A 14,815-nucleotide genomic window follows, 5' to 3' on the forward strand; every position below is an offset into this window, starting at 1 on the left:
TGACGCAGAATTGCAATTGATCAGGAATGAAATGACCTTTGTCTAATTGCCGGGTGCTTTTGACCTGCTATGAATGCCATAAATCGAGTTCCGGCGATCGCTTTGCGCAGTTTGCCGGTGCCTGTGCTGAGGAGGAACCACATGTCGGAAAAGATCCATCCGGTTACTAAACTGGTGAAGAGCCATGCCCTGATCGATAAGCCCAAGTATGAGAAATGGTACGAGGAGAGCATCGAGAACCCGGACAAATTTTGGGGCAAGCACGGCAAGCGGATTGACTGGTTCAAGCCCTATACGAAGGTCAAGAACACGTCCTTTACCGGGAAGGTCTCGATCAAGTGGTTCGAAGACGGTCAGACGAACGTTTCCTACAACTGTATCGACCGCCACCTGAAAACGCACGGTAACCAGGTCGCCATCATCTTCGAAGGCGACAATCCCTATATCGACAAGAAGATCACCTACAACGAGCTCTACGAGCATGTCTGCCGCATGGCGAACGTGTTGAAGAAGCATGGCGTCAAGAAGGGTGACCGCGTCACCATCTATATGCCGATGATACCCGAAGCAGCCTATGCCATGCTCGCCTGTGCCCGCATCGGCGCCGTGCATTCTGTCGTCTTCGGTGGCTTTTCGCCGGAAGCGCTTGCCGGACGTATCGTAGACTGTGAATCGACGTTCATCATCACCTGCGACGAGGGCGTGCGCGGCGGCAAGCCGGTGCCGCTGAAGGACAATGCCGATACCGCGATCCACATCGCGGCCCGCCAGCATGTGACGGTCAGCAAGGTCCTCGTCGTGCGCCGGACCGGCGGCAGGACGGGCTGGGCACCCGGCCGCGACCTTTGGTACCACCAGGAAGCGGCGACGGTGAAAGCCGAGTGCCCGCCTGTGAAGATGAAAGCGGAGGATCCACTGTTCATCCTCTATACCTCTGGCTCCACCGGTAAGCCGAAGGGCGTATTGCACACGACAGGCGGATATCTTGTCTATGCGTCGATGACCCATGAATACGTCTTCGACTATCACCATGGCGATATCTACTGGTGCACGGCCGATGTCGGCTGGGTGACCGGCCATTCCTACATTGTCTACGGTCCGCTTGCGAACTGCGCGACGACGCTGATGTTCGAAGGTGTGCCGAACTTTCCCGACCAGGGCCGCTTCTGGGAGATCATCGACAAGCACAAGGTCAACATCTTTTATACCGCTCCGACAGCGATCCGTTCGTTGATGGGCGCCGGCGACCATTTTGTCACCCGTTCATCCCGCTCGTCCTTGCGCCTGCTCGGGACGGTGGGCGAGCCGATCAACCCGGAAGCTTGGGAGTGGTATTACAATGTCGTCGGTGATGGCCGTTGCCCAATCGTCGATACCTGGTGGCAGACAGAGACCGGCGGCATCCTGATCACGCCGCTGCCTGGTGCGATCGACCTGAAGCCGGGTTCAGCGACCGTACCGTTCTTTGGCGTGAAGCCGCAGCTCGTCGACAATGAAGGCAAAGTGCTGGAAGGCACCGCCGACGGCAACCTGTGCATTACCGACAGCTGGCCCGGGCAGATGCGCACGGTCTACGGCGACCATGAGCGCTTCATCCAGACATACTTTTCCACCTACAAGGGCAAGTACTTCACCGGCGACGGCTGCCGCCGCGATGAAGACGGCTACTACTGGATCACAGGTCGTGTCGACGATGTGCTGAACGTCTCCGGCCACCGTCTCGGCACGGCCGAGGTGGAGTCCGCGCTCGTCTCGCATAATCTGGTTTCGGAAGCCGCGGTCGTTGGCTACCCGCATTCGATCAAGGGACAGGGCATCTATTGCTATGTCACGCTGATGGCGGGCAACGAAGGATCCGATGAATTGCGCCAACAGTTGGTGAAGCATGTTCGCACGGAAATCGGCCCGATCGCATCCCCGGACAAGATTCAGTTTGCCCCCGGCTTGCCGAAAACCCGTTCCGGGAAGATCATGCGCCGCATCCTGCGCAAGATTGCCGAAGACGATTTCGGCGCGCTCGGAGATACGTCCACGCTTGCCGATCCGGCGGTCGTCGATGATCTCATCGCCAACAGGCAAAACAAGGCAACCGCCTGAAATCAGAGCGGCTCCCGGAAACCCGGAAGTCGCTTTACAGTCTTGCTGACACAGACGGCGCGCAGCTTGCGTGCGTCGTCGTATTCACGGCTTCGGCCGGGTTCCGACCTTCTCAAAGAACCACATTGGCGACTCTGGCGAAGATACTGGTCGCCCTTCATCAACCGCACGCGCGGTGAACCCGCCGTCAATTGTTGCCGTGCCGACTCCAGTCCAGGACAATCGCGAGAACTTCAAGGGGCGAAAAGAACACCAATATTTACTTAAAAGTCGATCGCGCGGCCGTTGATTTCGTAATCGCCAAAGCGCGCTGGCTCGGCTCCTCCCCTTCCACCGATCTCCGGTGGCAGTTCCAGGGATTTCTGGTTCCTACGTCGTTCCTCGGCCTCGGCAAGCGCGCGTTTGGCAGCGGGTGACAGAACCTTGCGCGGCAGTTCTGCTCCTTCGGCCACAGTGCTATCTACGTTGTCGTTGTCCGCTGGCTGCAATTGCGTCTCCCGCCGGAAATATTGAAAATGGCTGGCGAATAACCAAATCATAGTGCGCCGGCGGCTCGATTGAAACCCTTTTGCCGCAGACGGGAGATGGAGACCTCGATGAACCTCGTTCGCACTGCCATGTTGCTTGCCTTCATGACGGCCCTGTTCATGTTCGTCGGATTCCTGATCGGTGGTCGCGGCGGCATGATGATCGCCTTCTTGATCGCTGCGGGCATGAATTTCTTTTCCTACTGGAATTCGGATCGGATGGTGCTTTCGGCCTACCGGGCGCAAGAGGTCGATGAGCGCAATGCGCCGGAATTCTTCCGCATCGTTCGCGACCTTGCGCGAAATGCCGGCCTGCCCATGCCGAAAGTCTATCTCTACGACAATCCGCAGCCGAATGCCTTTGCCACGGGCCGCAATCCGGAGAATGCCGCCGTTGCAGCCTCGACGGGGCTGCTCAGCGCGCTCTCGCCGGAAGAGGTGGCAGGTGTGATGGCGCATGAACTGGCGCATATCCAGAACCGCGACACGCTGACGATGACGATCACGGCGACGCTTGCCGGCGCAATCTCGATGCTCGGTAACTTCGCATTCTTTTTTGGCGGCAATCGCGAGAACAACAACAACCCGTTCGGTTTCGTCGGCGTGCTTCTTGCGATGATCGTAGCGCCGCTCGCCGCCATGCTCGTGCAGATGGCGATCAGCCGGACGCGAGAATATTCTGCCGACCGTCGCGGCGCCGAAATCTGTGGCGACCCGCTCTGGCTCGCTTCCGCGCTCGGCAAGATTGCCCGTGGAGCGGCGCATATCCCGAATTATGATGCCGAGCGCAATCCTGCGACGGCGCATATGTTCATCATCAATCCCCTCTCCGGGGAACGGATGGACAATCTGTTTTCGACACACCCGAATACGGAAAACCGTATTGCCGCACTTCAGGAAATGGCAGGCAACGGTATGAATGGCTCGACGGCAACGGTTCGCACTGCTAATCCGTCGCGCAGATCGCGCTCGGTTCCTAATACGGGTATTGGCCGCGGTGGTTCCCAACCGCCAAAAGGGCCCTGGTCTTGAACTCAGACGGCAGAAATAAGCCATTCAACAAAAAGAAACCGCCTGCAGAACGCCTCGCCGTAAAGCCTGGCCTGGCGGCGCGTGCGGCCGCAGCGAAGATTCTCGCTGCCGTGATTGATCGCAAACTGCCACTAGATGGTGCATTGGATCACGAACACGGCAATCCCGCATATAAGGCACTCGGGGAGAGCGATCGCGCATTGGTTCGCGCTATTCTCAACACTGCGCTCCGTCACCTGCCCCGCATCGATGCGGCGATTGCTTCTCTATTAGACTCGCCGTTGCCGGAAGGCGCGCGCGCACTTCATCATGTGCTTGCGGTTGGAGCGGCGCAGATCCTTTATCTCGACGTCCCCGACCATTCGGCGGTCGACCTTGCCGTCGAGCAGGCAAATCAGGATCCTCGCAATCGCCGCTTCGCAAAACTGGTGAATGCGATCCTGCGACGTCTTGGCCGCGAGAAGGAGAAGGTCCTCGAAGACATCGCGAAGGTTTCGCCGATGCCGGTTTGGTTTATCAACCGTCTTGAAAAGGCTTACGGGAAAGAGGCCGCCGCGGCGATCGTCGAATCTCAGCTTGAGCCGGCGGCAATCGATCTCACCGTGAAGTCGGATCCGGCAGGCTGGGCAGCAAGGTTGAATGGGGAAGTTCTGCCGACCGGTGGTGTGCGTCTCGCAGCCTTTGATGGCACTATCCCCTCCCTTGAAGGTTTCGATCAAGGCGAATGGTGGGTGCAGGACGCCGCGGCAAGCATTCCGGCCAAGCTCCTTGGCGACCTGTCTGGCAAACGCGTCGTCGATCTTTGCGCCGCACCGGGCGGCAAGACCGCACAACTCATTCTCGCCGGAGGTAGCGTCACTGCGATTGATCAATCCGAAAGCCGATTGAAGCGCCTACGCTCCAATCTCGATCGCCTCGCCCTCAAGGCAGAAACGCTGGCGACGGATCTTATGAAATACCAGCCAACGGAGCTGTTTGACGCCATCCTGCTCGACGCGCCCTGCTCCTCGACGGGCACGACGCGCCGTCATCCGGATGTTCTCTGGACGAAGGGGCCGGAGGACATCGCAAAGCTTGCTGGCGTGCAAGAACGGTTGCTTCGCCATGCGCTGACGCTCCTGAAGCCTGGCGGTACTCTCGTCTTTTCAAATTGCTCGTTGGATCCCGTCGAGGGCGAGAATGTCGTCAGCCGCATCTTGGCGGACACACCGAATGTCGAGCGCGTCCGGATCGACGCTGCTCGATGGCCCGGTTTGGAAATGGCGATCGGTCCGCTTGGCGAATTCCGGACGACCCCGGCCATGCTGCGCATGCCCGCAACGGTCGCTTCAGGTATTGACGGTTTTTACGCTGCAGTGTTGCGGCGTGTTGCCTGATTGCATGGACCTTCCCTAGATTTCGTTTCTGTCACAAATTAATGCAGTCTTACCGCTGAATGCGGCCCTCCTTCACCTATTCTTAATCATGAGGGTCAATAGACAATAGAATATGCAGTCCGGCCGGCGGTTTTGGAGTTTATATGTTCGGGAGGCTTGGCGCCGCATGTCGCGGCGCATCGCATCGCTGCGCCTTCGTCTTTTGCGCCATACAATCCAGGTGCCCGAGAGGCTTATCGTTGCGCCGACCGATCTTCGCGCGATCGATCCTCATATCGCCGAGGAGATCATGAACGGCCGCTTTGCTCTGGCAGGCCGCCTGCTGGAGACGAACGGCAAGTCACCCTTCGGCTTTACGCTTCCTTCACGCGCTTTTGCCAGCCGTTTGCATGGCTTTGGCTGGCTTCGCCACATGCGTGCCTACAAAAACGATCAAGCTTCCGCGGTTGCCCGGGCGATCGTCGATAGCTGGCTGTCGTTGCACGCTGGCCGCATGGAAGGCATCGCCTGGGAGATCGATGTCACTTCACAGCGAGTGATTGCCTGGCTTTCGCATTCGCCAGTCGTGCTGCAGAATGCTGATCGCGGCTTTTACCGCCGCTTTATGAAGTCTCTGGCGTTTCAGGTTCGCTTCCTGCGGCGTATGGCGGCTTTCGCGCCGGCGGGGGAAGTTCTTTTCCGCCTGCGGATCGCCCTCGCCATGGCCTCGATTGCAATGCCAGCGCGACAAGGTGTGCTGCGCAAGGCCGCCCAGGCGCTGGATAATGAATTCGATAGCCAGATTCTACCCGACGGCGGGCACATCTCCCGCAATCCGCGCACAGGCCTAGAATTGCTTCTCGATCTCCTGCCGCTCCGGCAGACCTATGTGAATCTTGGTCACGATCTGCCGCAGAAGCTGATTTCAGGCATCGATCGAATGTATCCGGCGCTGCGCTTTTTCCGCCACCACAACGGCGATCTCGCGCTCTTTAACGGCGCGACCTCGACGCTTGCCAACGAGCTGATGTCGGTTCTGCGCTATGACGAAACGGCCGGCCTACCTTTCAAGGCAATGCCGCATTCGCGCTTTCAACGTCTTGCGGCGGGAAATACCATTTTGATCGCCGATACCGGCCCTCCCACAGCTGGCCCCCTGTCGCGCACGGCGCATGCGGGCTGCCTTTCATTCGAAATGTCGTCGGGTCGTCATCGCTTTATCGTTAACTCCGGCTCACCGAAATTCGCTGGCCGCCGCTATGTGCAGATGGCGCGCACGACTGCGACGCATTCGACCGTGACACTGAACGACACCTCATCCAGCCGTTTCTCGGCCTCGGAATTTCTCGGTTATGTCATGACGGATTCGGTGAAGACCGTCAGCGTCGAGCGCGCTGAAACCGACGACGGACGCGATGGCATCAAGGTCAGTCACGACGGCTATCTGAAAAATTTCGGCATCCTCCATGAGCGCGAACTGACGCTGAATGCTGCAGGTTCCATCGTCACTGGCCGTGATCGGTTGGTGCGGCAGGGCGAGCGCGTCATTGACGAACCTCTTCGTGCGGCCGCGCGCTTCCATATCCATCCGGCCATAAATGTGAAGCAGAGTGATCGCGAGTCCGTGTTGCTGACAGCGCCGGATGGCGACAGTTGGCTCTTTTCGTCGCCGGGGAACGAAGTTCTGATCACTGAAGATATCTTCTTTGCCGACGCCTCCGGCATCTGCGGTTCCGACCAGATCGAGATCGACTTCGTTTTTGCCGAGAAGCCAGAAATTCGCTGGTTTTTGTCCCGCAAGAGCTAGTCGCCGTTTGCGCAGCGGCATAGCTCGTGCTAACGCGGCGCCATTATCCTATACGTCCCTTGCCGGATGTCTCCCGAAGCCCGAACGGAGAAGGTTCATGGCCGTCACTTCCAAGAAAATCGCCGCCCCTGATAAGGTCAAGGTCAAAACCGCGCTGCTCTCCGTCTCCGACAAGGCGGGTATTGTCGAGCTTGCCCGCGCTCTTTCCGAAAAGGGCATCCGCCTGCTTTCGACAGGCGGGACGCACAAGGCCATCACAGCCGCGGGTTTGGCCGTCACCGACGTTTCCCAAGTCACCGGCTTTCCGGAAATCATGGACGGCCGTGTGAAGACGCTGCATCCGAAGGTCCACGGCGGTCTCCTGGCAATCCGTGATGATAGCGCGCATCAGGAAGCTATGAAGGCGCATGGTATCGATGGTATCGATCTTGCCGTCATAAACCTCTATCCATTCGAAGATGTGCGTGCCGCCGGTGGTGATTACCCCACGACGGTCGAGAATATCGATATCGGCGGTCCGGCAATGATCCGTGCCTCTGCCAAGAACCATGCTTACGTTACGATCCTCACCGATCCTGCAGATTACCCGGAATTGCTCGAACAGCTTACGGCCGATGCCGGCCAGACGAACTATGCGTTCCGCCAGCGTATGGCAGCCAAGGCATATGCCCGCACCGCTGCCTATGACGCGACGATCTCCAACTGGTTCGCTGAAGCGCTTTCCATCGATACGCCGCGCCATCGGGTGATCGGCGGCGTTCTGAGGGAAGAGATGCGCTACGGTGAAAATCCACATCAGAAGGCGGCTTTCTACGTCACCGGTGAAAAGCGACCAGGTGTTTCAACGGCGATGCTGCTGCAGGGCAAGCAGCTCTCCTACAACAACATCAACGACACCGATGCGGCCTACGAACTCGTCGCTGAGTTCCTGCCTGAAAAGGCACCCGCCTGCGCCATCATCAAGCACGCCAATCCTTGCGGCGTTGCCACGGGGCCAAGCCTTGTCGAAGCCTACAAACGGGCGCTCGCCTGCGATTCCGTTTCTGCGTTCGGCGGCATCATTGCGTTTAACAGCACGCTCGATGCGGAGACCGCCGAAGAAATCATCAAGCTCTTCACCGAAGTGATCATCGCTCCGGATGTAACCGAAGAAGCCAAGGCGATCGTTGCGAGGAAGCCGAATCTGCGCCTGCTTTCTGCCGGCGATCTGCCCGATCCGCGTGCCGCTGGCCTGACGGCGAAAACAGTCTCCGGCGGTCTGCTGGTCCAAAGCCGTGACAACGGCATGATCGAGGATCTGGCGCTGAAGATCGTAACCAAGCGCGCGCCAACGGCACAGGAACTGGAAGACATGAAGTTTGCCTTCAAGGTCGGCAAGCACGTGAAATCGAATGCCGTCGTTTACGCCAAAGATGGCCAGACGGCCGGCATTGGGGCCGGCCAGATGAGCCGTGTCGATTCCGCCCGTATCGCTGCTCTGAAAGCAGAGGAAGCCGCCAAGGCCCTGGGTTTGCCTACTCCGATGACACGCGGCTCTGCGGTCGCTTCGGAAGCCTTCCTGCCGTTCGCCGATGGTCTTCTGTCGATGATTGCAGCGGGCGCGACGGCAGTCATCCAGCCGGGTGGTTCGATGCGCGACCAAGAGGTGATCGACGCTGCAAACGAGCACGACGTCGCGATGGTATTCACCGGCATGCGCCATTTCCGGCATTGAGCGGACAGAACCTCAGCGCTCAGCCGGGGTACGTTTCAATCCTGCTTCCTGTCCGCCGGATAAGGGGTCGTGATCAGCAGGATCAATCCGCCCGCGAGGAAAAGGATCAGCGTTGCCATGCCTAGACGCGCTGATCCGCTGGCATAGGTTATCAGCGAGAAGAAGAGCGTTGCCATGAAGCTCGTGGCGCGGCCGGATAGCGCATAGATGCCGAAATACCGCCCTGCCTCCTGGGTGCTGACGCTGCGCGCCAGATAAGAGCGCGACGAAGCCTGGACGGGACCGAAGGCGAGGCCGATCAACAGCCCGTAAAGAATATAGGCTTTTTCCGCCGCGGTGCCGAAAAGCCCTCCGGCATCCGCCGTTGACATCGGCAGCAGGCCGAAAAGCGTATAACCCGGCCCCGTCGAAATGATCCCGAGGGTTGCGAGCAAAAGCAGCGTCAGGCTGATCAGGATCGTTGCTTTTGATCCGATCCGGCGATCAACGCGTCCGGCGATGACGCAGCCGAAAATCGCGACGACATTGAGGATGATCCCATAAAGTCCGATTTCGATCGTCGCCCAGCCAAACATGCCGGCGGCAAAGGCGCCGCCAAGGATCAGCAACCCGTTGACCCCGTCTTGATAGATCATGCGGGCAATCAGGAATTTCAGGATGCCTCTTCGGATCTTCAACTCGCTGATTGTGTTTGCGACCTGCCTGAGGCCGGTACGGACGGCAGCGGCGAGCGGCAATCCCTTCGCCGCATCGGGTGTGAAGAGGAACATCGGAATGATGAAGACGAGATACCAGACAGCGGAAATCGGCCCTGTAATGCGCGCGTCCTCACCGGTATGAGGATCAAGCCCGAACAACGGGTCGAGCCCCAACAGCGTCTTTCCCGTTTCCAGGTTTCCCGCAAGCAGCGTCACAACAGTGATGAGCACGATCATGCCGCCGAGATAGCCAAGCCCCCAGGCCGTATTGGACAGCCTGCCGACCTCATCCTTGCCCACAAGGCGCGGCATCATGGAATCGTTGAAGACGATCGAGAATTCCGCGGCGATCGACGCCAGGATCATCAACATCACCGGATAGACAACCGGCGAACCGGGCGCGGCAAACCAAAGGCCGAAGAGGCTGACAACCTTGATGATAGCGAAAAAGGCGATCCAGGGCTTGCGGGCGCCGGACTGATCGGCGATGGAGCCGAGGATGGGAGCGAGCAGGGCTATGATCACCGAAGAGATCGTCGCCGTATTGCTCCACATCGCTTGTGCCGAAACCGGATCGTCCGTCAGGCGTGAGACGAAGTAGGGTCCGAAAATGAACGTGGTCACGACCGTGAAAAACGGTTGCGCGGCCCAATCGAAAAGCATCCAGCTCCAGATGCCCTTTTCCGACGCCTTCTGTGGCGCCGGCGTTCCCGTTCCGGTCCAGTCTATTCTACTCACGCCTACGCTCCCGCTTTCGCGGCGGACTGTGTCACCTCGCCCGGTCGCGCGCAAGATCGGTTAAAAGACCGGCGGCCACTGTGATTCGCGCAAGCGTTGGATCGCCGCTGTCGCTGAGGTTTGACAGCTCTTCGGCGATGCGGTTGATCCTGATGCGATCGACTCCGTGCCACGCCTGAACCGGCAGCTTTTCCTTGCCATGCTCGGACAGCGCCGAGATGACGATATCGCGACGGGCACTGGCAATTTGGTCGATGCTGCGGGCCAGGGCCAGGCTTTCGTAGTGATCCGAGGTGAGAATGCGGGCGCCGGCTGCGAGCAGCCTTCCCACGCGGAAGGTCTGCGATACGGCAAAATAACTTTCCGCGGCACGTCCGAGCGCCTCGCCTGTGCGTTCGGCGATCTGCATGATCTCCGGCACCAGCACAAAGCCCGGCAGCCCGGCAATAACGGCGGCCAATCTCTCTGGCAGCCCGGCTTCGCGATACTCCATGGCACGCGCCTCGAACTCTGCGGGAGCTTGCGCGGCAAAGGAAGGCTTCAGTTTCTTCAACGCAGTCTGAAGCCGACTAATGGTTTCTGCTATGCCGCCTTTTGCCATGCCGGTCCTCAGGAGCAAGCGAGTCAAGACGGTGAAGCTGTGGCCGATCTCTTCATAGACACGGTTCTGCATCTGTCCGGAAATATTGCCGTCCAGCGCATCGGTCTCTGTCCAAAGCCTGGTCAGGTCGAAGCCATCGCGAGCGATGATCGCGGCACGAACGACTTCCGGCGCGGACGCCGCTGTCGCATCCATCATGCTTACCACAAAGCCGGGGCCGCCGCGATTGATTGCCTCGTTGGCAAGCACTGTTGCGATGATTTCGCGTTTCAGCCGGTGAGTTGCGATGTCGGAGGCATTGGTTTTTTGCATCTTAGCCGGGAAGTAGTTTGCAAGGGTCGACGCAAAATAAGGATCATCCGGGAGGTCGCTTGCGGTAACGGCATCGAAAAGCACGATCTTGGCGTAAGAGAGCAACACGCCGATTTCCGGCCGCGTGAGCGGCTTACCAGCAGCATAGCGCTCGGCAAGCGTCGCCTCGTCGGGAAGCGTTTCCACCTTCCGGTTGAGCTGCTTGGCCCCTTCCAGCACGCTCATGAAGCGCGCGAGCTCAAGGCCGTTAGCGGTTCCCTTGCGTTCGGTCAGCGAAATCGCCAGCGATTGCAGATAGTTGTTGCGCAGAACGAGGGCCGCGACTTCGTCCGTCATCGAGGAAAGCAGCTGATCGCGTTTTGCCCGTGTGAGCCGACCGTCATGCATCGCATTGGCGAGCGCGATCTTGATATTCACCTCGACGTCCGAAGTGTTGACGCCGGCTGAATTGTCAATCGCATCGGAATTACTCCGTCCGCCTTTCAGGCCATAAGTGATGCGGCCCTTTTGCGTGACACCGAGGTTGGCGCCCTCGCCGATCACCTTCGCCCGTACCTCATCAGCCGTGATGCGGATCGGATCGTTGGAACGATCGCCCACTTCCGTATCGGTTTCCGTCTGCGCCTTCACATAGGTGCCGATGCCGCCAAACCAGAGAAGATCTACCGGGCTCTTCAGGATTGCTGTGATGATCTCGAAGGGGGTTGCCACCGCTTTGTCGATGCCGATCGCGGCAACCGCTTCCGGGTTTAGCGTGACGGATTTCGCCGCGCGTGAAATGACCATCGCCCCTTTCGAAAGAACCGACTTGTCGAAGTCCTGCCAACTTGAACGCGGCAGGTTAAAAAGTCGCTGCCGTTCGGCGAGCGTCTTTTCCATGTCCGGATCGGGATCGATGAAGATATCACGATGGTCGAAGGCGGAAACGAGCTTGATCTTCGGAGAAAGCAGCATGCCGTTGCCGAAAACGTCGCCGGACATGTCGCCGACACCGGCCACCGTAAACGGTGTCGTCTGGATGTCGATATCCATCTCGCGGAAATGACGCTTAACGGTTTCCCAGGCGCCACGCGCGGTAATGCCCATTTTCTTGTGGTCGTAGCCGGCCGAGCCGCCTGACGCAAAGGCGTCGTCGAGCCAGAAACCAGCTTCCTGAGCCAGTGCGTTGGCGGTGTCGGAAAAGGTTGCCGTTCCCTTATCGGCGGCAACGACGAAATAGGGATCGTCGCCATCGAGCCGTACTGTATCTGCCGGAGGCACGATATCGGTGCCTGAAATGTTGTCGGTGATCGAAAGCAGGGTGCGGATATAGGTCTTGTAGGCTTCGCGGCCGGCATTGAAGATCTCATCTCGGCTGCCGCCAGCGGGCAGTTTCTTCGGATAAAAGCCGCCCTTGGCGCCGACTGGGACGATAACGGCGTTCTTCACCTGCTGCGCCTTTACAAGGCCTAGGACTTCCGTGCGATAGTCCTCGGCGCGATCGGACCAGCGCAGGCCACCGCGGGCAACCTTGCCGAAACGCAGGTGCACGCCCTCGACTTCGACGCCATAGACAAAGATTTCCCGGAAAGGCTTCGGCTCGGGCAGGCCATCGACGAGATTAGGATCGAGCTTGAAGGCAAGCATCGCCTTCGGCGAGCCATTGGCATTACGCTGGAAGTAGTTGGTCCGCAGCGTCGCATCAACGACATTGATGTACCGGCGCAGGATGCGGTCATCGTCAAGGCTCGGCACATTGGCGAGCGCCGCCTCGATCGACCGATGCAGGTCGGCGAGCTTTTTCATGCGCGCCTTCTCGTTGAGCTGCGGATCGAGCGCATCGTAAAAGAGGCGGAAGATCGAAGCGGCAATCTCTGGGTATTTATCGAGGGTCGTTGCGATGTAATCCTGCGAATAGGCGATACCTGCCTGACGAAGATAACGCGCATAGGCCCGCAGGACATTCGTCTCGCGTGCGGAAAGCCCGGCTGAAAGGATCAGCCGGTTGAAACTGTCATTGTCGATCGTGCCGTCGAAAGCAGAAATGAAGGCCTCTTCCAGGGCAGCACCATGACGGCTGAGGTCAATTTCGGCGCCACTGCGGTCTTCAAGCTCCATATCGTGTAGTACGACGATGTTGACCGAGCCGTCTGCGGTTGGAACTTCGATGTCGAAGGTCCGCTCGCTCAGCACGTTGAAACCGAGATTTTCGAGAAGCGGCACGCGGCGCGAGAGCGGAAGCTGCTCGCCAGCATGGAAAATCTTGAGTGAGAAGATCCGGCCGCGTTCCGCATCATTGCGGTAATAGAACTCGATGCGTATCGGCTCGCCGGAGGCGCAATCGGTGATATCCGGTAGATCGGCAACCGTTTCTTCAGCGGTGAAGGAATCCTGGAAGGCATTGCTGACGGCGATTTTCGGCGCCTTCGGCCCAGCCAGCGCTTCGAAGCGATCGTCCCAGCGGGCGGTGATGGCGCGGATCGCTTCCTCGAGCTTCGATTGGGGGATGCGCGGCGTTTTGCCGCCGGACCGGCCGATGATGAAGTGTACGCGCGCAACCCGCCCTTCCGGGAAGGCCGGATAATAGGCAGAGACCCGGCCGTCATAAACGGTCTTCAGATAAGTGCCGATCTTTTCGCGTACGATGGAATCGTATTCCTCGCGTGGTACATAGACGATGACCGACACAAAACGGTCGAAATGATCGATGCGCGGCAGAACGCGGACGCGCGGTCGTTCGACAAGATCGTTGATCTGTTCGGCGAAATTCGCGAGCAGTGTCGTGTCGATCTGGAAAAGATCGTCGCGTGGATAAGATTCCAGCGTGTTGTCCAACATTCGGCCGGAATGGCTCATGGGATCGAAGCCGAAATGATCTGTCACTTTGGCGACTTTGGAACGGATGAGCGGAATTTCCGATGCCGAGGAGGTGTAGGCCGTAGAGGTAAAGAGGCCGACGATGCGCAGCTCGCCAGTGACGTTGCCGTCCTTGTCGAATCGCTTGACGCCGACATAGTCCATATAGGCGCGGCGGTGGACGACAGATTTCACATTCGCCTTGGTGACGATCAGGAAATCCGGACCATCGAGAAAGGCGAGGATTTCCGGCGTCGTCGTTACGGCATCCTTGCCGGTGCGCAGCACCAATACATCCGGATCAGAAAGAATGCCGAGGCCGGCGCCTTTGTCACGCTCGACCTTCGCTTCGCTGCCCTTGCCCGAATAGACATATTCACGCATGCCAAGGAAGGTGAAGTTTTCATCGCGTAGCCAGGTGAGGAAAGCCAACGCTTCGTCCCGATCGGCCTTCTTGCGGCTGGCGCTGTAGCTGCCCAATTCGGCAATCACGGTGTCGAGTTTGGAAAGCATAGGCTTCCAGTCGGAAACAGCCTGGCGGACCTGCTCCAGCACGATCATGACGCGGTTGCGAAGGTCGTCGGATTGCGCGGTAGTCAACGGCGAAATGTGAATCTGGATATGGCTGACACGTTTTGCCGGATCGCTCGCCTCCTCAGCTGAATAAAGGACCGGCGTCTTGCCATGCTCCATCACCAGGATCGGATGCACCGCCATATAGAGATCGCGATAAGTGCTTGTGACCTCGCTCATGACGGACTCGTAAAGGAACGGCTTATTGTGATCGGTGACCGTCAGGACCGAGACCGCAACGCCGTCGGGTTCGACATCGGCCAGCGTTTCGATCGTAACGCGCGGGACCTTGCCGTCCCAGCCCGCAAGCTCCTTGGCAGAATGAGCGGCCGAAAGCGCCAGCATCTGCGGTGTGTAGCGATCGAGGTCGTCTCCGCTCGCCCGGCCGAAGAGGATTTCCGGATCGAGATGCTGCTCTTTGGCTGCAGCAGCGATCTTCTTTGCGCTTTCGATCAGCTTTTCCCGTCGCGGATGGTTTTTGGCAGCCATTGAAGACATTCCCCCGATTTGTGTGATTTGCCGCAAG

Annotated in this window: 8 protein-coding genes; 5 read left to right on the forward strand and 3 right to left on the reverse strand. The window is 58.8% G+C overall.

The features are described from left to right. Window positions 1-141: 141 nt before the first annotated feature. Window positions 142-2,097 (forward strand): acetate--CoA ligase, encoded by a 1,956-nt coding sequence (gene acs, locus BLP23_RS19785; RefSeq protein ID WP_092586562.1) that lies wholly within the window; start codon window positions 142-144, stop codon window positions 2,095-2,097. Between the two features lie 263 nt (window positions 2,098-2,360). Here acs and BLP23_RS19790 read toward each other — a convergent pair whose 3' ends face one another. Further along, window positions 2,361-2,585: a DUF1674 domain-containing protein gene (locus BLP23_RS19790; RefSeq protein ID WP_092586764.1), complete on the reverse strand. Its 225-nt coding sequence runs from the start codon at window positions 2,583-2,585 to the stop codon at window positions 2,361-2,363. A 108-nt stretch (window positions 2,586-2,693) separates the two neighbouring features. Here BLP23_RS19790 and htpX point away from each other — a divergent pair, with 108 nt between their 5' ends. The 4 genes from htpX (at window position 2,694) to purH (ending at window position 8,532) form a co-directional block, all read left to right on the forward strand. After that, complete coding sequence (gene htpX, locus BLP23_RS19795; RefSeq protein ID WP_092586765.1) at window positions 2,694-3,656, forward strand: zinc metalloprotease HtpX; 963 nt, start codon at window positions 2,694-2,696, stop codon at window positions 3,654-3,656. Next, window positions 3,647-5,032 carry an RsmB/NOP family class I SAM-dependent RNA methyltransferase gene (locus tag BLP23_RS19800; protein ID WP_092586563.1) on the forward strand — a complete coding sequence of 462 codons (1,386 nt, stop codon included), beginning with the start codon at window positions 3,647-3,649 and terminating at the stop codon, window positions 5,030-5,032. Before htpX ends, BLP23_RS19800 begins: the two co-directional genes overlap by 10 nt. 112 nt (window positions 5,033-5,144) lie before the next feature. Further along, a complete protein-coding gene (locus BLP23_RS19805; protein ID WP_092586564.1) occupies window positions 5,145-6,818 on the forward strand; it encodes a heparinase II/III family protein in 1,674 nt (557 codons plus the stop codon). A 97-nt stretch (window positions 6,819-6,915) separates the two neighbouring features. Then, window positions 6,916-8,532, forward strand: coding sequence for a bifunctional phosphoribosylaminoimidazolecarboxamide formyltransferase/IMP cyclohydrolase (gene purH / locus BLP23_RS19810; protein WP_092586565.1), 1,617 nt, complete (start codon window positions 6,916-6,918; stop codon window positions 8,530-8,532). 35 nt (window positions 8,533-8,567) lie between these two features. Here purH and BLP23_RS19815 read toward each other — a convergent pair whose 3' ends face one another. Together BLP23_RS19815 and BLP23_RS19820 are read right to left on the reverse strand one after the other, a co-directional pair. Then, on the reverse strand, window positions 8,568-9,968 hold the full coding sequence (locus BLP23_RS19815; protein ID WP_092586566.1) for an MFS transporter: 1,401 nt from the start codon (window positions 9,966-9,968) through the stop codon (window positions 8,568-8,570). Between the two features lie 31 nt (window positions 9,969-9,999). Beyond that, window positions 10,000-14,778, reverse strand: a complete 4,779-nt coding sequence (locus BLP23_RS19820) for an NAD-glutamate dehydrogenase (protein ID WP_092586567.1) — start codon at window positions 14,776-14,778, stop codon at window positions 10,000-10,002. Window positions 14,779-14,815: the final 37 nt, after the last annotated feature.

Source organism: Rhizobium mongolense subsp. loessense (assembly GCF_900099775.1).
Lineage (GTDB): Bacteria > Pseudomonadota > Alphaproteobacteria > Rhizobiales > Rhizobiaceae > Rhizobium > Rhizobium loessense.